Source organism: Bradyrhizobium sp. CCBAU 53415, from assembly GCF_028128735.1.
GTDB lineage: Bacteria > Pseudomonadota > Alphaproteobacteria > Rhizobiales > Xanthobacteraceae > Bradyrhizobium.
Genome location: NZ_LBJF01000001.1, coordinates 565,552 through 583,871, shown reverse-complemented (window position 1 = coordinate 583,871; position 18,320 = coordinate 565,552). Strand labels below are relative to the sequence as shown.

Genomic DNA, 18,320 nt, shown 5'->3' with positions numbered 1-18,320 from the left:
GCGCCAACGACGTCAAAAGCCCGCATCCCGTTGAGGCCGACCTGATGAGCACGCTTCTCCTTTCCCACAAGGCCTGCCTCGACCATGTCACGCCGCCGGGACACCCTGAGAGACCGGATCGGCTGCGCGCGGTGGAAGAGGCCCTGTCGCATGAGCGCTTCCAGTTCCTGGCGCGCGAGGAGGCGCCGGAGGGCGATCTCGATCTCGTCACGCTCTGCCACAACGAGCATTACGTCACCGAGCTTCGCCACATCGCCCCGACCAGCGGGCAGGTTTATATCGACGGCGACACATCGATGTCGCCGGGCACGTGGGAAGCGGTGATGCGCGGCGTCGGCGGCGCAGTCGCGGCGACCGAGGCGGTGATGTTGGGCGAGCATCGCAACGCCTTCGTCGCGATCCGCCCGCCCGGCCATCACGCCGAGATCGGCAAGCCGATGGGCTTCTGCTTCTTCGACAACGTCGCCATCGCCGCGCGCCATGCGCAGCGCAAATACGGCATCAAGCGCGCGGCCATCGTCGATTTCGACGTGCATCACGGCAACGGCACGCAGGACATCTTCTGGTCGGACCCGACCGTGATGTACTGCTCGACGCACCAGATGCCGCTGTTTCCAGGCACCGGCGCGACGAGCGAGCGCGGCGATCACGACACCATCGTCAATGCGCCTCTCGCTTCCGAAGACGGCGGCCCCGAATTCCGCTCAGCCTTCGAAAATTTGATCCTGCCGCAGCTGACGACGTTCAGTCCCGAGCTTCTGATCATCTCCGCCGGCTTCGACGCGCATTTCCGCGATCCGCTGGCTTCGCTGAATCTGCGCGCGGAGGACTATGCCTGGGTGACGCGCAAGCTGATGGATCTCGCCGACAAGACCGCCGGCGGCCGCATTGTTTCGGTGCTCGAGGGCGGCTATGACCTGCAAGGACTGAAAGAATCTGTTACGGCGCATGTCGGCGCCCTGATGGGCGCTTGACGCACCCGCCACATTGCGCCCGTAAAACTCTGCTTTCTCTCACGTGAAGCGAATCGGGCAATCGGAAACGGATATGGCCGAAAATACTCTAGTCGACATCTCCAGGCTCACCTTCGAGCGCGCGATCGAGGAACTCGAAACGATCGTGAAGCGGCTCGAGGACGGCAAGGTGCCGCTCGAGGAATCCGTGACGATCTACGAACGCGGCGAGGCCCTGAAACGGCGCTGCGAGGAATTGCTGCGCCAGGCCGAGGCGCGCGTCGACAAGATCACGACCGATGCCAGCGGCCAGGCCACCGGCACTGCGCCGCTCGACGTCCAGTAAGTGAAGCCGGAACTCTCCCAGTCTCCCGACGACGCGGGGCGCCGCGAAATGTCTCCACGGGCGCGCGGGAGTCGCGTCGCTTTCACGACCGCACGGCGCTATTCCATGAAGCATCGCGGTTCCGTACGGGCGAATCGATGCCGTCCACGTTCCGGAACCGGCGGCTGAGGGCGGAAAAGCTCTCATTCAGGCAAAAAAGCCTGCCGAAGAACCGATCAAGGCCGGAACCTCTCATCCCGGGCTACGGTTAACCAATCTGGCCCGCCAGTTGCACCTGCATACCCCCAATCGGTCCGGCGGGTTGGCTTTGGCCCAAGCTTTGGTGTAAAGCTGCGCGGAGTGTGGCTTTTTGCAAGCCTTGCGTGGGCACCGATTACCGACGACAAGAGCTTCAAACTGCTAATGAAATTGGCTTGGGACGGGCGAAGCCGATCTAAGTGACAGGGATCACAGAGACTGAACCGGAGCGCACTTAAGCTTACCTAAGCTTGAAGACGGGGCCTTGCCCCATGCAGGTGGCTCCGACGGTTTGAGGACTCGCGCTGCGCCGATATTGTGCAAACCCATCGCGCACCGGAATGACCTTCCGGCGCTGACAAATTGGAAATCGCCGTGAACGCATACAGTAAGACGCCGCTTCTCGACACCATCCGGACGCCGGAAGACCTGCGCAAGCTCAAGGTCGAGCAGGTTCGCCAGGTCGCCGACGAGCTGCGGCAGGAGACCATCGATGCCGTCTCGGTCACCGGCGGTCACTTCGGCGCGGGCCTCGGCGTGGTCGAGCTCACCACCGCGATCCATTACGTCTTCGACACGCCGCGCGACCGGCTGATCTGGGACGTCGGCCACCAGGCCTATCCGCACAAGATCCTTACCGGACGGCGCGACCGCATCCGCACGCTGCGCACCGGTGGCGGCCTGTCCGGCTTCACCAAGCGCAGCGAGAGCGATTACGATCCGTTCGGGGCAGCGCATTCCTCGACCTCGATCTCCGCCGGCCTCGGCATGGCGGTGGCGCGCGACCTCTCCGGCGGCAAGAACAACGTTATCGCCGTGATCGGTGACGGCGCGATGTCGGCCGGCATGGCCTACGAGGCCATGAACAACGCGGGAGCGATGAACTCGCGCCTGATCGTCATCCTCAACGACAATGACATGTCGATCGCGCCGCCGGTCGGCGCCATGAGCGCCTACCTGTCGCGCCTCTACTCCGGCAAGACCTATCGGACGCTGCGCGATGCGGCCAAGCAGATCAACAAGCGCCTGCCCAAGATCCTCGCCAATCGCGCCAACCGCGTCGAGGAATATTCCCGCGGCTTCATGATGGATGGCGGCACGCTGTTCGAGGAGCTCGGCTTCTACTATGTCGGCCCGATCGACGGCCACAACCTCGACCATCTTCTGCCCGTGCTGAAGAACGTCCGTGACATGGAGACCGGCCCGATCCTGGTCCACGTCGTGACGCAGAAGGGCAAGGGCTACGGCCCGGCGGAAGCTTCCGCCGACAAGTACCACGCCGTCGTCAAGTTCGACGTCGCGACCGGCACCCAGGCCAAGGCCAAGCCGAATGCGCCGGCGTATCAGAACGTGTTCGGCCAGAGCCTCGTCAAGGAAGCGCAGAAGGACGACAAGATCGTCGCCATCACCGCGGCGATGCCGTCGGGCACCGGCGTCGACATCTTCAACAAGGCCTTTCCTGACCGCACCTTCGACGTCGGCATCGCCGAGCAGCACGCGGTGACTTTCGCCGCCGGTCTTGCGACCGAAGGCTACAAGCCGTTCTGCGCGATCTACTCGACGTTCCTGCAGCGCGGATACGACCAGATCGTGCACGACGTCGCGATCCAGAACCTGCCTGTCCGCTTCGCCATCGACCGCGCCGGCCTCGTCGGCGCCGACGGCGCGACGCATGCCGGCTCGTTCGACAACGCCTATCTCGGCTGCCTGCCCAACATGGTGATCATGGCAGCGGCCGATGAGGCCGAGCTCGTGCACATGGTGGCGACCCAGGTCGCGATCGACGACCGTCCGAGTTCGCTGCGCTATCCGCGCGGTGAGGGCCGCGGCATCGAGATGCCGGAGGTCGGTATTCCGCTCGAGATCGGCAAGGGCCGCATGATCCGCCAGGGCAGCAAGATCGCCCTGCTCTCCTTCGGCACGCGCCTTGCCGAATGCGAGAAGGCGGCCGACGAGCTCGCGGCCCATGGCCTGTCGACCACGATCGCCGATGCGCGCTTCATGAAGCCGCTCGACACCGAGCTGGTGCTCAGGCTCGCGCGCGACCATGAGATCCTGATCACGATCGAGGAAGGCTCGGTCGGCGGCTTCGGCTCGCATGTCGCGCAGTACCTGACCGATCAGGGCGTGCTGGACACCGGCATGGTCAAGTTCCGCTCGATGGTGCTGCCCGACGTATTCCAGGACCACGACACTCCGGCCGCGATGTACGCCCGCGCCGGGCTCGACGCCAAGGGCATCGTCGCCAAGGTATTCGAGGCACTGGGCAAGGACGTGAAGGCCGAGACGGTGAAGCTCGCCTGACGGCTGCTTTCTTCACCTCTCCCGCAAGGCTTGCGGGAGAGGTCTGATCGCGAAGCGATCCGGGTGAGGGCTTATTCCTCTGGGGCGTCTTCGTTGTTGAGACATCCTCCGCCCAGCCCTCCCGCGCAGGCGGGGAAGGGAGCAAGGCACCCACTGTGGCTCGCACCTCGATCCAAACTATTCTGGCTTCGCCCCCATGAAGATCTATCTGGCAGGCCCCGACGTGTTCCTGCCGGATGCGGTTGAGATCGGCCGGCAGAAGGCCGCGATCTGCGCTGCACACGGGCTCACCGGCCTGTATCCGCTCGACAACGCGATTGATCTCACCGCTCCCGACGCATCGCGGCAGATCTTTTGCGGCAACGTGGCCATGATGGACGCGGCCGACGCCATCATTGCCAATCTCACTCCGTTTCGCGGGCCGGGCGCCGATCCCGGCACCGTCTACGAACTGGGCTACATGGCCGGCCGCCGCAAGTTTTGCCTCGCCTATTCCAACGACGACGCGGCCTATGCCGACCGAGCCGGCCGCTTCATGGACGTCGTCCCCGAGGACGGACGGCTGGTCGACGCGCAGGGGCTGACCGTCGAGGATTTCGGTCTCGTCGACAACCTCATGATGATCCATGCGCTGGAGGTGCACGGCTGCCCTCTGGTGACGCCGGCCACGAGACCCATCGACGTCTGGCACGATCTTGCCGCCTTCGAGGCGTGCGTCCGGATGGCGGCCGCGCGATTGATGGCTACATAAGCGGTCAGATCGTTCTCCGGAGAGCCGATGTCCCCTGCCCGCAAGCGCGCGGATATATTGCTGGTCGAGCGCGGCCTGTTCGAGAGCCGGGCACGGGCGCGCGCGGCGATCGAGGCCGGCCTCGTCATGGCCGACGACAAGCAGGTTTCAAAGCCGTCAGAGACGATTCCCGAAGATGCGGTGATCCAGGCCGAGCCCGCGCACCCCTATGTCTCCCGTGGCGGCGTCAAGCTCGCCGGGGCACTGGAGCGCTACCCAATCGAGATCGAGGACCATGTCTGCCTCGACGTCGGCGCGTCCACCGGCGGTTTCACCGAGGTGCTGCTGGCGAACGGCGCCAGCCTGGTGTTCGCAATCGATGTCGGCACCAGCCAGTTGCATCCCTCGCTGCGCGACCATCCCAGGATCGTGTCGATGGAAGAGACCGATATCCGGTCCTATGAAGGCAAGCGCCTGCCGGCGCGGCCTGATATCGTCGTCATCGACGTCAGCTTCATCTCGCTGAAGACGGTGCTGCCGGTGGCGCTGTCGCTGGCGGCCGCCCCGATGAGCCTGCTGGCGCTGGTCAAGCCGCAATTCGAGGCCGACCGGAAGCACAACAAGAAGGGCATCATCCGCGACGCCGCCGTGCACCAGGGGATCTGCAACGACATCGCGGCCTTTGCCGCTTCCCTCGGCTGCACCGACATCGAGATATTCCCCTCGCCGATCGCGGGCGGCGACGGCAATATCGAATTCTTCCTGGGCGCGCGCCGTGGTTGAGCGTGTCAGGATCGACCATGTCGGCCATCGCGGTGACGGCGTCTGCGTCGACGCCGGCGAAGCAATCTATGTGCCCTATACGCTCGGCGGTGAGACCGTCGAGGTCGATCACGTCGGGGGCCACCATCCCGACCGCCGCAAGCTGCTCGCGGTGGAGGTCGCAAGCCCCGAACGTGTCGAGCCGTTCTGTCCGCATTTCGGCGTCTGTGGCGGCTGCGCCATCCAGCATTGGGCGGCCGAGCCGTATCGCGCCTGGAAACGCAACATCGTGGTGGAAACGCTGGCGCAGGCCGGCATCGCATGTGAGGTCGCGCCGCTGGTCGACGCCCATGGCGCCGGGCGCCGGCGCATCACGCTGCACGGCCGGTTCGGCACGCATGACATCCTCAAGGTCGGCTTCGCGGCTGCAAGCTCACACGACGTCATCCCGATCCATCGTTGCCCGATCCTCGATCCCGCGCTCGAGGGCGCCCTCGATGCCGCCTGGGCGCTGGCCGAGCCGCTGACGTCCAAGATGCCGGTGACCAAACCATTGGACATCCAGGTCACCGCGACCGCCAACGGCCTCGATATCGACGTGCGCGGCTCCGGCCCGCTGCCGACGCCGCTGATCACGGCGCTCTCGCGCGTCGCCGAGCAGCATCGCCTGGCACGGCTGACGCGGCACGGTGAGCTGGTGCTGCAACGCCTGCCGCCAACGGTGACGATGGGCCGCGCCGAGGTGACGCTGCCGCCCGGCTCGTTCCTGCAGGCAACGGTGGCAGGCGAAGAAGAGCTTGCAGCTCTCGTCACCGAACACATCGGCAAGGCCAGGGAGATCGCCGACCTCTTCTGCGGTGTCGGCCCGTTCGCACTGCGGCTTGCCGAGAAGGCCCGCGTCACGGCCTATGACAGCGACGCCGGCGCCATCGCGGCCCTCGCGAAGGCCGCGCGCACACCGGGCCTGAAGCCGATCAAGGCCGAGCCGCGCGATCTGTTCCGCCGCCCCCTGGTGCCGCCGGAGCTGCGCGACTTCGACGCCGTCGTGTTCGATCCCCCGCGCCAGGGCGCGCAGGCCCAGGCACTGAAACTCGCCGCGAGCAAGGTGCCCGTCGTGATCGCCGTGTCGTGCAATGCCGCAACCTTTGCCCGAGACGCGCGGCTGCTGATCGACGGCGGCTATCGGCTGGAGATGGTGGTGCCGGTCGATCAGTTCCGCCACACGGCCCATGTGGAGCTGGTGGCACGGTTCACGCGGTAGGTCGTCGAGATCCCGACCTTGATTCCGGTCAATCGTCGCAGCCTCAGTTGGCACTAAAAGCGTTCTGCGCCATGGGGACGCGGAGCCGACATTGTGGTTGACCGACGACAATTCATTGCGACCACGCTCGGACTTTCCGCGGTGGCCGTCACCGCCCCCTCTGCGGCAGCGGCGGCGAGGACCTATGACGAGGCGGCGAATACGTCGCGGGCTCCGCTGCAAGCTGCGCCGAGGGATCGCGAGCTCGTGCGCTTTGCCACCCTCGCGGCCAACAGTCACAACACCCAGCCCTGGATCTTCTCGGTTCGCGGCAATGCAATCGCGATTGCGCCGGACTTCACGCGCCGCTGTCCGGCCGTCGATCCGGACGATCATCACCTCTTCGTCAGTCTCGGCTGTGCCGCCGAAAACCTCGTGCTCGCCGCGTCCACGCTGGGCTGGCACGCCGATCTGGCGGTCGACGGCGACCGCATCGTGATCACGCTCGAAGAGGCCCCGCAGGCGGCATCGGCGCTGGCCGCCGCGATTCCGATCAGGCAATGCACCCGCGCTGCGTTCGACGGCAGGCCGGCCGCACCGGAGATGTTGCGCCGGCTGGAGGATGCCTGTCGCGGACCGAACGTCGCCGCGATCCTGATGACCGAACGCGCCGCGATCGCCGGGGTCACCGACTACGTGCTCGAAGGCAACTCGGCGCAAATGCGCGACAAGGCCTTCATGCGCGAGCTCGCCAGCTGGATTCGCTTCAACGAGACGGAGGCACTCGCGACCATGGACGGGCTGTTCTCGCCCGCGTCGGGAAATCCCTCGCTGCCTTCCTGGGTGGCGCGCCCGCTTCTGAAGCTCTTCTTCACCGAGAGCGGGGAAAACAAGAAATACCGCGAAGAGCTCGACAGCTCTGCGGGCGTCGTCGTGCTCGCCGCCGATCGCAGCGACAAGTCGCACTGGATCGCGGTCGGCCGCGCCTGCCAGCGCTTCGGTCTGCAGGCGACCGCGCTGGGATTCAAATATTCCTTCATCAACCAGCCGGTCGAGGTGGCGGCGCTGAGGCGGCAATTCGGGGCGTCACTCGGCCTCGGCGAACGGCGTCCCGACATCGTGATGCGTTTCGGAACCGGCCCGGATCTGCCGAAATCGCTACGGCGTCCACCGGAGCTGGTGATGCAATCCTAACGCCGAAGGCCACCCAAGGCCGGCGACTCGCCGGGCAGCATCGACGAGTTGATGTCACTGTCCGTGCGGCCCGATTGCTGCTGGGTATAGCCGACCCCGAACGACAGGCTGAGGTTGGAGGTCGGCTTGAATTCGACACCCGCAAACCCACCATAGCCGGGTGTGGCGATGGAGGTCAGCGGCGCCAGAGAGCTGCCGATGCCGTTGCCGTAGTTCAACGTGTTGAATCCGGCGAAGAACGTGACGGGCATGCCGGCTGCGGTCTTGACGCTATAGCCGAACTGCGTGCTGTCATAGGAGAGCGCGCTGAAATTGCCGACCGGGCCGGCCTGACTGAAGCCGCTCAAACCAAGATTGCCGCGTTCGCCGCCGACGAAGAAGCCGCTCGCAGAGCTGGTGCGCCAATCCGCATCGACGGCATTGAAGTTCGCGAAGTTGCCGTAGGTGTCGGAACTCTGGCCGGCACCACCGCTGAGGCCGAAAGGTCCGCCGGGGATCCAATATCTCAGCGGCGCGACCTGCGCATGAACCGGCTCTCCGCCGAAGCAGAGCGCCGCGAGCGCTGCAAGAGCACATGAAAGTGCAAGCTTGATCATTCAGATTACCGTCAAGAATTTCGCGACTATACTCTTCGAACATCATCGATGCCAGCGGGGTGACCGCGCCGGTGTCACGGCTGCAGGTCGCCCCCCGGGGAACTGCAGGTGCTGTTTGCACTGAACCGTCGATATCTCATCAACGAAAAGGGCGCACTCCTCGAGACGGCCCGCTTGCCCGAGACGATTCCCCATCTGGTGGAGCAATCCGACGAAATCTGGCGACTCATCGGCGACGGCGGTTTCGCGCAGTCCTGCGCGATCCTGCGGCAATTCGACCAACGGTTGAAGACGCTGACGCAACCCGGCGGGACACCGCCGTGAACGGCTAAGCCGTCTTGTCGACCGAAGACGATGAATCCGCCGGCGGATATTTCGTCACCGGCACCACGAAAGATTTCGTGCCGACCTGGTAGATGACCTTGCCGTTCTGTCCGTCGTCGGTCGCGATCTGCGTCTGTCCGAACATGATGACGTTCTTGTAGACAATGCCGGTGCCCTGGCGGGTGATGCCGTCGGTGGTGACGCTGACCTGGGCTTCGTTGCCGTTGACCGAGAGCACCTTGAAGCTTGCGCTCTTGCCGTTGTCGCTGGAATAACCGCCCCAGCTTCCCATGAGGCGGCTGTCGGAAGCCGGCGGCTCCTGCTTCTCGAGATTCGCGGTCTGCTTGCCAGCGCCCCCGAAGGAAAACAGCATCACCATATTCTTGCCGTCCTTGGTGCCGACCGTGACGCCGCCAAAGGTGATAAGCGTGCCCTGAACCTCGGCAAAGCCGCGCTCGGTGCGCCCGTTGTGAGTGTACTCGACCTGCGCCCGGGCGCCGCGGATGTTCACGACCTTGAAGCCAACGGGCTGGTTGTTGCCCACCCAATTGCCCTTCCAGTCACCGAGCAGAGCACTCTGGCGATACATCCGCTCGTTGACGGGCGAGATCTGGCTGGTGCTCGACGTGACGATGGCCATGTTTGCTCAAAGGCAGGTTCGACAAACCCGCTCTCGTTCGTTCCAGCAATGTCGGAATGCTGGCTGGAAACGGAAGGAAACAGTCTGATTAGGGCCATGCACCGGTTAACGAGCAGTTAAATTCAACTGCCGGATCGGATGGGCAAAAGGTCTCAGCCGGGGACGTTAACGTCCCCAGCGGTCGGACCAGATCTTCTCGCCAATCAGGCAGCTGACGCGCGGCTCCTTGTCGGCAACACGCATCACGGGGCGCTCCGGCGTGCGGCCAGCGACTTCCATCAGCAGCTTGGTGCGAATCGCTTCCTTGAACTTGTCGCGGTCCTTGATCGTGATGACGAAGGAGCCCGGACCTCCGATGACGCAGTCCTCGTAGTAGAAATCGAGATTGTCGATATCCATGGTCGAATAGGACGGCTCCTTGACCATGATCGGCAGGCCGTTGATGACGATGCCTTTCTCCAGGGCGGCATCGCGCGCCACCGTGACCGGACCGCCATTGTTGTTGGGACCGTCGCCGGAAATGTCGATGACACGGCGCAAGCCCCGATAGGGGTCCTCGTCGAACAGCGGCATCGCGAACGTGATCGCGCCCGAGATCGAGGTGCGCGAAGCGCGCCGGATCGGCGTCTTCATGATCTCGGCGGCGACCGCGTCCGCCGTCTCCGGTCCATCGATCAGCCGCCAGGGAATGATGATCTTCTGGTCGCTGGAGGCGGCCCACTCGAAATAGGTCACCGCGATCCGGCCGTTCGGACCCAACTTCAGCGCCCGCAGGAACTCCTTCGACTGGATTGCCTGCGCATAGCCCTCGCGCTGGATCGCGAGCTCGTCCATGTCCATGGAGTAGGACACGTCAACCGCGAGGATCAGCTCGACGTCGACCGTCTGCGCGTCCTTGTCGGCCGCAAGCCGCTGCGATCGAGGTCGACTCTCGGGCGATTCAAATTTGGGTCCTGGTGCCGCGATGCCCGCGACGTCCCCTCCGGCAAACATGCCGGCCACCAGCACAGCCCCGATCGAGAACAGCAAACGCATCGCAGTCTCCCGTCGTATGACGCGATGGTGACATGCAATCGCCTTGCCGCAAAGGCCGAAGATCGCCTGCGCTTCACATTCAAGTCAAGAATTCGCAGGTTCAGAAATCTCGAGATCGGAATTTGAGAGCTTTGCGCAAAGCTGCCGCCGTGCTGCCGCCATCACGCCGCAGGAACACGGCCGGCCCTTGCAGCCTTGGACTCACGACGCGAGAAACCGGAAGGGGACGGAGCGCCCCGCCCACTTGTCCGGCGCGATTTCCATGCTAGGGTTGATCGCATAGATGGGGATGGAGTCCCCCGACAACCGTCCGGCGATCGATGATCGTGATGGGCTGATGACTCCTGCTCAAGGTGAGGCAATTTAGAGCCTCTGCCTTTGGCGGGAGCATGGACATACCCGCCGATGGCGGGTTTTTTGTTGCCTGGTGACGAAGGCCGGCAGGCGAAGACCAGGAGAAGACGTGACGACGACGACACCGAACGCTACGCGCACCACGCTGCCCAGGGGGATCTGGGTGCTCGGCTTCGTCTCGATGCTGATGGACATTTCCTCGGAGATGATCCACGCGCTGCTGCCGCTCTATCTCGTCACCGTGCTCGGCGCTTCCACGCTCACCGTCGGCTTCATCGAGGGCATTGCGGAGGCGACGGCGTCAATCACGAAGATCTTTTCCGGTGCGCTGTCGGACTGGCTCGGGCGCCGCAAGCTGCTCGCAGCGCTCGGCTATGGCCTGGCCGCCTTCACCAAGCCGCTGTTCCCGCTCGCGCCAAGCGTCGAATGGGTGGTGGCGGCGCGCTTCATCGATCGTGTCGGCAAGGGCATTCGCGGCGCGCCGCGCGATGCGCTGATTGCCGATATCGCTCCCGTCGGCCTGCGCGGCGCGAGCTTTGGCCTGCGGCAATCCCTCGACACCATCGGCGCCTTCGTCGGACCGCTGTTGGCGATCGGCCTGATGTGGTGGATGGCCGACAACTTTGCCGCCGTGTTCTGGGTCGCGGTGCTGCCGGCCTTCCTGTCCTTCGGACTGATCGCGTTCGCGGTGAGCGAGCCGGAGCCGGATCCGGCCCGCGCGCCTGCGAAAAATCCGCTCAATCTCGCCGCGATGCGGCAGCTCGGAGCCGTCTATTGGCGCGTCGTCGCGGTTGGAATCGTTTTCACGCTGGCGCGCTTCAGCGAAGCCTTTTTGATCCTGCGCGCGCAGAACATCGGACTCAGCGCGATGTGGGTGCCGGCGGTGCTGGTGCTGATGAACATCGTCTATGCCCTGTCGGCCTATCCGGCCGGCGTGCTGTCGGACCGGATCAACCGCACCGGCCTGCTCGCGCTCGGCCTTGTTTTCCTCGCCGGCGCCGATCTTGCGCTGGCGCTGCTGCCGAGCCTTACGGGCCTCGCGCTCGGGGTCGTGCTATGGGGGCTGCATATGGGATTGACGCAAGGGCTGCTCTCGGCCCTGGTCGCCGATGCCGCACCACCGAGCCTGCGCGGCACCGCATTCGGCTATTTCAACCTGTTCACCGGGCTTGCCTTGCTGGCCGCGAGCGTGATCGCGGGCGCCTTGTGGGACGCCTATGGTCCGGCGGGAACGTTCCTTGCAGGGCTCGGCTTCGCGCTGGTTTCGCTTGTGGGGCTGCTTGCCGTCGGCAACGGTCTGGCGGCAGAGGACAAGTGATGTCGGGGGGCTGTTCACCTTGCTGAGCGGAGCAATTGCGATCGTGATCGGCAGCGCGCTGGGCGGCTGCGCGCGCTATTTCGTCTCCGGCGCGATCGCGCGGCGGCTGGGCGAAACGTTTCCGTGGGGCACCATGACCATCAACGTCACCGGCGCCTTCCTGATCGGCATTGTGGGCGCGCTGGCGACCCATCCGGGCTCGGTCTTCGCCTCACCCGATCCCTGGCTGTTCGCGGTGACCGGGTTTCTCGGCTGCTACACCACGGTGTCCTCGTTCAGCCTGCAAACGCTGACACTCGCGCGGAGCGGCGAACCGCTCCCGGCGCTCGGCAATGTCGTGTTCTCTGTCGGGCTGTGCCTCGCTTCCGTCAGTTGCGGCTTCCTCGTCGCCGACAGCTTTGGAGGGTAGAGGCGAATGAACGCTCCGTCCTCCGCCGATCGCTGGCGTAGCGCGATACTCTACGCCTGGGTTGCCGCGGGCAGCATCGTCGGCGGGCTGACGCGCTATCTGGTCGGGCTCGCGCTCGACACCGGACCGGGCTTTCCCTTCGCGACGCTGTTCATCAACGCCACCGGCTCGCTGGTCATCGGCTTTTACGCGACCCTGACCGGCCCCGACGGCCGCGTGCTGGCACGGCCCGAGCACCGACAATTCGTCTTGACCGGGTTCTGCGGCGGATACACCACCTTCTCGGCCTTCAGCCTGGAGACCTTCCGCCTGCTCCACGGTGGCATGAAGTACACGGCGCTCGCCTATGTCGCGACGTCCGTCATCTGCTGGCTGGTGTCGGTATGGGCAGGGCATATGATGGCCAGCCGCTACAATCGCTTGACAAGGAACTGATCATGCAAATCCCCGCTCAGGCTGTTTCGCTCCGGATCTTCATCGGCGAGAGCGACCACATCGACGGCAAGCCCCTCTGTGAAGCGATCGTGATGACCGCGCGCGAGCGACACCTGGCCGGCGCCACCGTGCTGCGCGGTCCCATGGGATTCGGCAAGTCGAGCCGGCTGCACACTTCGAAAATCCTGCGGCTGTCGGAAGACCTGCCCCTGCTGATCGAGATCGTCGACAGCGAGGACAACATCAACGCATTCCTGCCAATCCTCGATGGCATGATGTCGAGCGGGCTGATCACCTTGGAGAAGGTCCAGGTCCTGCAATATGGTGCGAAGGCCGCGGGTTGATCGCTCCAGCAGGGAACCCGAGCCCGCCGTGTCCAGGAGGCGGAATGAACGACGCCGTCACCAAGCCGAAAACCAGGGCGAAGACCAAGGTCGAGCGGCCGCGGCTGCACAAGGTCATCCTGATCAACGACGACTACACGCCGCGAGAGTTCGTCACCTTGGTGCTGAAGGCTGAGTTCCGCATGACCGAGGATCAGGCCTACAAGGTGATGATTACCGCACACAAGCTCGGCGCCTGTGTCGTCGCCGTATTCACCAAGGACGTCGCCGAGACCAAGGCCACGCGCGCCACCGACGCCGGCCGCGCCAAGGGCTATCCGTTGCTGTTCACGACCGAACCGGAGGAATAGCGATTCGTCGTGCGGCGATGAACGACATTCAGCTCATTGCGCGTCAGGCCATCACCACCGGCGTCTCCTCCGCGAGCCCGTACACGCGCTGCGCCTTGGAAAAGCCCGCGATCGGAAATTCGCCGAGCTGGTGCCAGTCGTGGCGGCAGACATTGGCAAAACCTTCCGAGGCGACCACGGTCCGCCCCAGGCGCCCCGTGATCTTCTCAAGTCTTGCGGCAAGGTTGACGGCCGGTCCGATGCAGGTGAAGTCGAGGCGGTTGCCGCCGCCGATATTGCCATAGAGGATGTTGCCGACATGGAGCGCAACGCCGAAGCGGAAGCGCTCGACGACGTCGCCGACCGGAAAGGCGAGCGCCTCGACGCTGGCGCGGGACTCGCGCGCCGCCCCCAGCACCCGCGCGCAGACATGCGCGGCATCGCCGACATATTCGTCGATCGGAAACACCGCGAGCAGGCCGTCGCCCATGAATTTCAGCACCTCGCCGCCATGACCGCGGATCGCGGTGACCTGGCAATCGAAGTATTGGTTGAGGATCTCGACCACGGTCTCGGCCGGCAGGCGGTCCGACAACGCGGTGAAGCCGCGCAGATCGGAAAGCCAGATCGCTGCCTGCATGGTGTCGTTATGGCCGCGGCGAATCTGGCCGCCGAGGATGCGCGCGCCGGCACGGTTGCCGACATAGGTGTCGAGCAGCATCTCGGCGGTGCGGCGCAGGCTGATGATCTCGCTGACGCGCGCCAGCGGCGTCACGATGGTCCGGATCGCCGCGATGTCCTCGTCGCTGAAGCCGCCAGGGTGCCGCGTCACCCAGCTCGTGGCGTGGATAGAGCCGTCGAGATACGGCATCGGCATCGCGACGTAGTCGGTGACGCCTTCGGCGCGCATGTCGTCGAGAAACGGAAACCGCTTGCTGTCCGGATCGTCCATCCGTCCCCGGACCTCCAGCCCCTGCTCGAACACGATCCGAAGCGGACTCCTGGCGAATTCGGGCGTATCCAGAATCTCGAAATCGACGGAGCCGATCTCGACCTCCTCGCCCTGCCGCCAGATGAAGTTGCGGCCGAAGATCTCCGGATGCAGCGTGCGGATGAAGATGCCGAACCGCCATAGCGGCAAACCGGCTTCGACCAGTTGTTCGCAGACGTCCGCGATCATCTCGGCCGGGGTTCCGGACGACCTCGCGCCGTCGATCAGCCAATTGGTGATGCGCTGGAGCTCGGAGTTTTGCATGTCCGCATTTGCGGACGAAGTTGTGGGGACGTCAAGCTGCGCGGTGGGCTGGTGCTGTGACACTACGCGTCCATCCGCGGTGTCTCAGTGAGACTGTAACCCCTCGCCCGGATCGCATCTTGATGCGATCCGACCTCTCCCTACGGGAGAGGTGAGAACTCAGCGGCCGACCTGCCCGCGATCGCGCAGGAAGTGATCGGCCAGCACGCAGGCCATCATGGCTTCGCCGACGGGAACGGCCCGGATGCCGACACAGGGGTCGTGGCGGCCCTTGGTGAAGATCTCGGTGTCCGCGCCCTTGCGATCGACGGTGAGACGAGGCTGCAGGATCGAGGAGGTCGGCTTCACGGCGAAGCGCACCACGATCGGCTGCCCGGTGGAGATGCCGCCCAGAATGCCGCCGGCATGGTTGGAGAGGAAGCGCGTGCCGTCATTGCCGGTCCGCATCTCGTCGGCGTTCTCTTCGCCGGTGAGCTCAGCCGCGCCGAAACCCGCACCGATCTCGACACCCTTCACCGCGTTGATGGTCATCACCGCGCCCGCCAGATCGGAATCGAGCTTGGCGTAGATCGGCGCACCGAGGCCTGCAGGCACGCCTTCTGCGACGATCTCGAGTACCGCACCGATCGAGGAGCCGCTCTTGCGGATGCCGTCGAGATAGGTCTCGAAAAACGCAGCCTTGTCCTTGTCAGGACAAAAGAACGGATTCTTGGCGATCTCGTCCCAGTCCCACTTGTCGCGATCGATCTTGTGCGGGCCGATCTGCACCAGCGCGCCGCGCACCTTCACGTCAGGCAGCACCTTTCGCGCGATCGCGCCGGCGGCAACCCGCATCGCGGTCTCGCGCGCGGAGGAACGACCGCCGCCGCGATAGTCGCGCAGGCCGTACTTGGCTTCATAGGTGAAGTCGGCGTGACCGGGGCGAAACTTGTCCTTGATCTCGGAATAATCTTTCGAGCGCTGGTCGGTGTTCTCGATCAGGAGCCCGATCGGCGTGCCCGTCGTCACCTGCACGCCGGTCTCCGGATGCGCCATCACACCGGACAGGATCTTGACCTGGTCCGGCTCCTGGCGCTGGGTGGTAAAGCGCGACTGACCGGGCCGGCGGCGGTCGAGATCGCGCTGGATGTCGGCTTCGGTGAGCGGGATCATCGGCGGGCAGCCATCGACCACGCAGCCGATCGCCACCCCGTGGCTCTCGCCGAAGGTGGTGACGCGGAACATGTGGCCGAAGGTATTGAAGGACATCCGTCTCTAGCTCGTCAGTCAGTGCTGACTTGTGGTAGCGCCCGGGAACACGACGTTCAACCCCGTTCCCGTCATTCCGGGGCGATGCGCAGCATCGAACCCGGAATCTCGATACTCCGGGTTCACCCCTCGGGCGCCCCGGAACGACGGTGAGGAGCTTAACTGAACTTCTCCAGCCGGCCGTCGCGGAACACATAGACGGCGCCCTGCTCGATATAGAGCTCGGCGGCGCTGGCGGGCGTCTCGATACCCAGCGCCACCATCAGGGCCCGGCAGGTGCCGCCGTGAGCGACCGCGACTGTGTCGACGAGGAGCGACTCATACCAGTCGAGCATGCGCAGCTGGACGGCGGCGTAGGTCTCCCCGCCGCTTGGGGCGACGGCCCATTTGTCGGCCAAGCGCCTCGCATAGACATCCGGATCGGAGGCTTCGCTCTCGGCCAGCGTCAACCCCTCCCAGCTGCCGTAGCCGATTTCGCGCAGGCGATCGTCGAGCGAATAGTCCGAAGGCGGCAATTCAAGCTTGCCGCGTGCGAGTTCCATGGTCTGCCGCGCACGGCCGAGCGGGCTCGACACGTAAGGCAGCGCCGCTCTGTCCCTGCCTTCGCGCGTGAACAGATCGGCCAGAATGCCGGCCGCCTGCACGGCCTGGACGCGGCCACGCGCATTCAGTGGGACGTCCTTGGTGCCCTGCAGTCGCCCGAGCGCGTTCCACTCGGTCTCGCCGTGGCGAAGGAAGTAGATCGTGGGCACCGGCATGTCGACTGAAAGTCAATCCTTGCCACTCAGCGAGATGTCCGGCGCGTCCGGGCGCTTCATGCCCAGTACGTGGTAGCCGGAATCGACATGATGCACCTCGCCGGTGACGCCGCGCGAGAGGTCGGAGAGGAAATACAGCGCGCTGCCGCCGACGTCTTCGGTCGAGACGTTGCGCCGCATCGGCGCGTTGTACTCGTTCCACCTCAGGATATAGCGGAAGTCGCCGATGCCGGATGCCGCGAGCGTCTTGATCGGCCCCGCCGAAATGGCGTTGACGCGGATGTTCTTCTCGCCGAGATCGGCGGCGAGATAGCGCACGCTGGCTTCCAGCGCCGCCTTGGCCACGCCCATCACGTTGTAATGCGGCATCCACTTCTCGGCGCCGTAATAGCTGAGCGTGATCAGCGAGCCGCCATCCGTCATCAGCTTCTCGGCGCGCTGCGCCACCGCGGTGAACGAATAGCAGGAGATCAGCATCGACTTCGAGAAATTCTCCTGCGTGGTGTCGACATAGCGGCCGTCGAGCTGCTCGCCATAGGCGATCGCATGCACCACGAAGTCGATCTTGCCCCACTTCTCCTTCAGCACCGCGAAGGCAGCATCGATGGTTGCGGCGTCCGTGACGTCGCAATGGCCAAGCACGAGACCACCGATCTCGGCGGCAAGCGGCTCGACCCGCTTCTTCAGCGCATCGCCCTGGTAAGTGAAGGCGAGCTCGGCGCCGGCGGCGTGGCATGCCTTGGCAATGCCCCAGGCGATCGAGCGGTTGTTGGCAACGCCGAAGATCACCCCGCGCTTGCCCTGCATCAGACCTGAATTCTGCGCCATTTTTGAACGTCCCGTCGAGCTCTCGTTGAGGTCTGGAGGTACACCAGCCCTCCCCTGCGGTACAGCCCTAATACTCGGCGTTAACGCTGTTTCAGGTGCCGGAATAGCTGTTCCGCTCGGGTGTTATGATCGTTGAGGCGCTCGCGCCGAACGTTGGGACTTCAAGACCGCAATGAATGCGTTTCGTCAGAGTGTAGAGGCCATGATCCCGGCGTTGCGCCGCTATGCCCGCGCGCTGACGCGCGATGCGGATGCGGCCGACGATCTGGTGCAGGATACGTTGGTGCGCGCGCTGCGTTCGGAGCGCCTGTTTCTTGGAGGCGACGTCAGGAGCTGGCTCTATACGATCCTGACCAACCTCAACAAGAACCGGCGGCGCTCACTGGCAAGGCGGCCGCAATTCATGCCGCTGACGGAAAACAACCCGGATGCCAGCGGGACCGAGGCCGAAGGACGTGACATCGAGAAGGCGCTTGCCACCCTCGTCGAGGAACAGCGTTCGGTGCTGCTGCTGGTGATGCTGGAGGGCATGAGCTATCGCGAGGTCGCCGACATCCAGGGCGTGCCGATCGGCACCGTGATGTCGCGCCTGGCCCGCGCCCGCGCCCACGTCAAAGCCTCGCTGGAGGGCGAGCGCCCGGCGCTCAGGCGGGTGAAATGATGGCAGGATGAAGTTCATGG

At 64.8% G+C, this 18,320-nt stretch carries 21 protein-coding genes and 1 riboswitch; of the genes, 14 read left to right on the top strand and 7 right to left on the bottom strand.

The features are described from left to right. Positions 1–44 precede the first annotated feature (44 nt). From XH87_RS02710 to XH87_RS02680, 7 genes are all read left to right on the top strand, one after another. The gene (locus XH87_RS02710; RefSeq protein ID WP_271586065.1) at positions 45–974 is read left to right on the top strand and encodes a histone deacetylase family protein; all 930 of its coding nucleotides are present in this window, start codon (positions 45–47) and stop codon (positions 972–974) included. 73 nt (positions 975–1,047) lie between these two features. Beyond that, complete coding sequence (locus XH87_RS02705; protein WP_271586064.1) at positions 1,048–1,299, top strand: exodeoxyribonuclease VII small subunit; 252 nt, start codon at positions 1,048–1,050, stop codon at positions 1,297–1,299. Between the two features lie 612 nt (positions 1,300–1,911). Beyond that, positions 1,912–3,840 carry a 1-deoxy-D-xylulose-5-phosphate synthase gene (gene dxs, locus XH87_RS02700; RefSeq protein ID WP_271586063.1) on the top strand — a complete coding sequence of 643 codons (1,929 nt, stop codon included), beginning with the start codon at positions 1,912–1,914 and terminating at the stop codon, positions 3,838–3,840. A gap of 196 nt (positions 3,841–4,036) precedes the next feature. Continuing rightward, positions 4,037–4,591: a nucleoside 2-deoxyribosyltransferase gene (locus tag XH87_RS02695; protein WP_271586062.1), complete on the top strand. Its 555-nt coding sequence runs from the start codon at positions 4,037–4,039 to the stop codon at positions 4,589–4,591. A gap of 27 nt (positions 4,592–4,618) precedes the next feature. Next, positions 4,619–5,353, top strand: a complete 735-nt coding sequence (locus tag XH87_RS02690) for a TlyA family RNA methyltransferase (RefSeq protein WP_271586061.1) — start codon at positions 4,619–4,621, stop codon at positions 5,351–5,353. Next, positions 5,346–6,593 (top strand): class I SAM-dependent RNA methyltransferase, encoded by a 1,248-nt coding sequence (locus XH87_RS02685; RefSeq protein ID WP_271586060.1) that lies wholly within the window; start codon positions 5,346–5,348, stop codon positions 6,591–6,593. Before XH87_RS02690 ends, XH87_RS02685 begins: the two co-directional genes overlap by 8 nt. Before the next feature lie 93 nt (positions 6,594–6,686). After that, a complete protein-coding gene (locus XH87_RS02680) occupies positions 6,687–7,766 on the top strand; it encodes an Acg family FMN-binding oxidoreductase (protein ID WP_333909165.1) in 1,080 nt (359 codons plus the stop codon). Here the strand turns inward: XH87_RS02680 and XH87_RS02675 are convergent. Then, on the bottom strand, positions 7,763–8,362 hold the full coding sequence (locus tag XH87_RS02675) for a hypothetical protein (protein WP_271586059.1): 600 nt from the start codon (positions 8,360–8,362) through the stop codon (positions 7,763–7,765). The genes XH87_RS02680 and XH87_RS02675 overlap by 4 nt on opposite strands. Positions 8,363–8,470: 108 nt before the next feature. Between XH87_RS02675 and XH87_RS02670 the strand changes: the two genes are divergently transcribed. Continuing rightward, positions 8,471–8,686 carry a hypothetical protein gene (locus tag XH87_RS02670; protein WP_271586058.1) on the top strand — a complete coding sequence of 72 codons (216 nt, stop codon included), beginning with the start codon at positions 8,471–8,473 and terminating at the stop codon, positions 8,684–8,686. Between the two features lie 4 nt (positions 8,687–8,690). Here the strand turns inward: XH87_RS02670 and XH87_RS02665 are convergent, their stop codons facing one another. Next, positions 8,691–9,326 carry a hypothetical protein gene (locus XH87_RS02665; protein WP_035710993.1) on the bottom strand — a complete coding sequence of 212 codons (636 nt, stop codon included), beginning with the start codon at positions 9,324–9,326 and terminating at the stop codon, positions 8,691–8,693. A gap of 165 nt (positions 9,327–9,491) precedes the next feature. Further along, complete coding sequence (locus XH87_RS02660) at positions 9,492–10,361, bottom strand: DUF1194 domain-containing protein (RefSeq protein ID WP_271586057.1); 870 nt, start codon at positions 10,359–10,361, stop codon at positions 9,492–9,494. Positions 10,362–10,637: 276 nt separating this feature from the next. Beyond that, positions 10,638–10,715, top strand: a riboswitch (Fluoride riboswitch). 109 nt (positions 10,716–10,824) lie between these two features. Between XH87_RS02660 and XH87_RS02655 the strand changes: the two genes are divergently transcribed. From XH87_RS02655 to clpS, 5 genes are read left to right on the top strand one after another with little or no spacing between them, the layout of a single operon-like run. Beyond that, positions 10,825–12,033, top strand: a complete 1,209-nt coding sequence (locus XH87_RS02655) for an MFS transporter (protein WP_271586056.1) — start codon at positions 10,825–10,827, stop codon at positions 12,031–12,033. 10 nt (positions 12,034–12,043) lie between these two features. Next, positions 12,044–12,442, top strand: a complete 399-nt coding sequence (crcB, locus tag XH87_RS02650; RefSeq protein ID WP_244429642.1) for a fluoride efflux transporter CrcB — start codon at positions 12,044–12,046, stop codon at positions 12,440–12,442. A 6-nt stretch (positions 12,443–12,448) separates the two neighbouring features. Next, positions 12,449–12,877, top strand: coding sequence for a fluoride efflux transporter CrcB (crcB, locus tag XH87_RS02645; RefSeq protein ID WP_035710985.1), 429 nt, complete (start codon positions 12,449–12,451; stop codon positions 12,875–12,877). A gap of 2 nt (positions 12,878–12,879) precedes the next feature. Beyond that, positions 12,880–13,221 (top strand): DUF190 domain-containing protein, encoded by a 342-nt coding sequence (locus XH87_RS02640; protein WP_035710982.1) that lies wholly within the window; start codon positions 12,880–12,882, stop codon positions 13,219–13,221. A gap of 44 nt (positions 13,222–13,265) precedes the next feature. Beyond that, on the top strand, positions 13,266–13,571 hold the full coding sequence (gene clpS, locus XH87_RS02635; RefSeq protein ID WP_035710980.1) for an ATP-dependent Clp protease adapter ClpS: 306 nt from the start codon (positions 13,266–13,268) through the stop codon (positions 13,569–13,571). A gap of 43 nt (positions 13,572–13,614) precedes the next feature. On the opposite strand, the gene XH87_RS02630 is transcribed toward clpS, so the two are convergent. From XH87_RS02630 to fabI, 4 genes are all read right to left on the bottom strand, one after another. Then, positions 13,615–14,805 (bottom strand): adenylate/guanylate cyclase domain-containing protein, encoded by a 1,191-nt coding sequence (locus tag XH87_RS02630; protein WP_271586055.1) that lies wholly within the window; start codon positions 14,803–14,805, stop codon positions 13,615–13,617. Between the two features lie 159 nt (positions 14,806–14,964). Next, a complete protein-coding gene (aroC, locus tag XH87_RS02625; protein ID WP_271586054.1) occupies positions 14,965–16,053 on the bottom strand; it encodes a chorismate synthase in 1,089 nt (362 codons plus the stop codon). 158 nt (positions 16,054–16,211) lie between these two features. Further along, positions 16,212–16,811 (bottom strand): histidine phosphatase family protein, encoded by a 600-nt coding sequence (locus XH87_RS02620; protein ID WP_035710972.1) that lies wholly within the window; start codon positions 16,809–16,811, stop codon positions 16,212–16,214. A gap of 12 nt (positions 16,812–16,823) precedes the next feature. Beyond that, positions 16,824–17,639, bottom strand: coding sequence for an enoyl-ACP reductase FabI (fabI, locus tag XH87_RS02615; RefSeq protein WP_035710971.1), 816 nt, complete (start codon positions 17,637–17,639; stop codon positions 16,824–16,826). Positions 17,640–17,811: 172 nt separating this feature from the next. Here fabI and XH87_RS02610 point away from each other — a divergent pair, with 172 nt between their 5' ends. After that, complete coding sequence (locus tag XH87_RS02610; RefSeq protein ID WP_027570971.1) at positions 17,812–18,300, top strand: sigma-70 family RNA polymerase sigma factor; 489 nt, start codon at positions 17,812–17,814, stop codon at positions 18,298–18,300. The last annotated feature ends 20 nt before the right edge of the window (positions 18,301–18,320 follow it).

Coding starts and splice junctions, on each gene's coding strand:
- XH87_RS02665 (WP_035710993.1), bottom strand. CDS start 9,326: ATGGCCATCGTCACGTCGAGCACCAGCCAGATCTCGCCCGTCAACGAG.
- XH87_RS02630 (WP_271586055.1), bottom strand. CDS start 14,805: ATGCAAAACTCCGAGCTCCAGCGCATCACCAATTGGCTGATCGACGGC.
- XH87_RS02660 (WP_271586057.1), bottom strand. CDS start 10,361: ATGCGTTTGCTGTTCTCGATCGGGGCTGTGCTGGTGGCCGGCATGTTT.
- XH87_RS02620 (WP_035710972.1), bottom strand. CDS start 16,811: ATGCCGGTGCCCACGATCTACTTCCTTCGCCACGGCGAGACCGAGTGG.
- XH87_RS02705 (WP_271586064.1), top strand. CDS start 1,048: ATGGCCGAAAATACTCTAGTCGACATCTCCAGGCTCACCTTCGAGCGC.
- XH87_RS02675 (WP_271586059.1), bottom strand. CDS start 8,362: ATGATCAAGCTTGCACTTTCATGTGCTCTTGCAGCGCTCGCGGCGCTC.
- clpS (WP_035710980.1), top strand. CDS start 13,266: ATGAACGACGCCGTCACCAAGCCGAAAACCAGGGCGAAGACCAAGGTC.
- XH87_RS02610 (WP_027570971.1), top strand. CDS start 17,812: ATGAATGCGTTTCGTCAGAGTGTAGAGGCCATGATCCCGGCGTTGCGC.
- crcB (WP_035710985.1), top strand. CDS start 12,449: ATGAACGCTCCGTCCTCCGCCGATCGCTGGCGTAGCGCGATACTCTAC.
- fabI (WP_035710971.1), bottom strand. CDS start 17,639: ATGGCGCAGAATTCAGGTCTGATGCAGGGCAAGCGCGGGGTGATCTTC.
- aroC (WP_271586054.1), bottom strand. CDS start 16,053: ATGTCCTTCAATACCTTCGGCCACATGTTCCGCGTCACCACCTTCGGC.
- XH87_RS02695 (WP_271586062.1), top strand. CDS start 4,037: ATGAAGATCTATCTGGCAGGCCCCGACGTGTTCCTGCCGGATGCGGTT.
- XH87_RS02690 (WP_271586061.1), top strand. CDS start 4,619: ATGTCCCCTGCCCGCAAGCGCGCGGATATATTGCTGGTCGAGCGCGGC.
- XH87_RS02640 (WP_035710982.1), top strand. CDS start 12,880: ATGCAAATCCCCGCTCAGGCTGTTTCGCTCCGGATCTTCATCGGCGAG.
- XH87_RS02710 (WP_271586065.1), top strand. CDS start 45: ATGAGCACGCTTCTCCTTTCCCACAAGGCCTGCCTCGACCATGTCACG.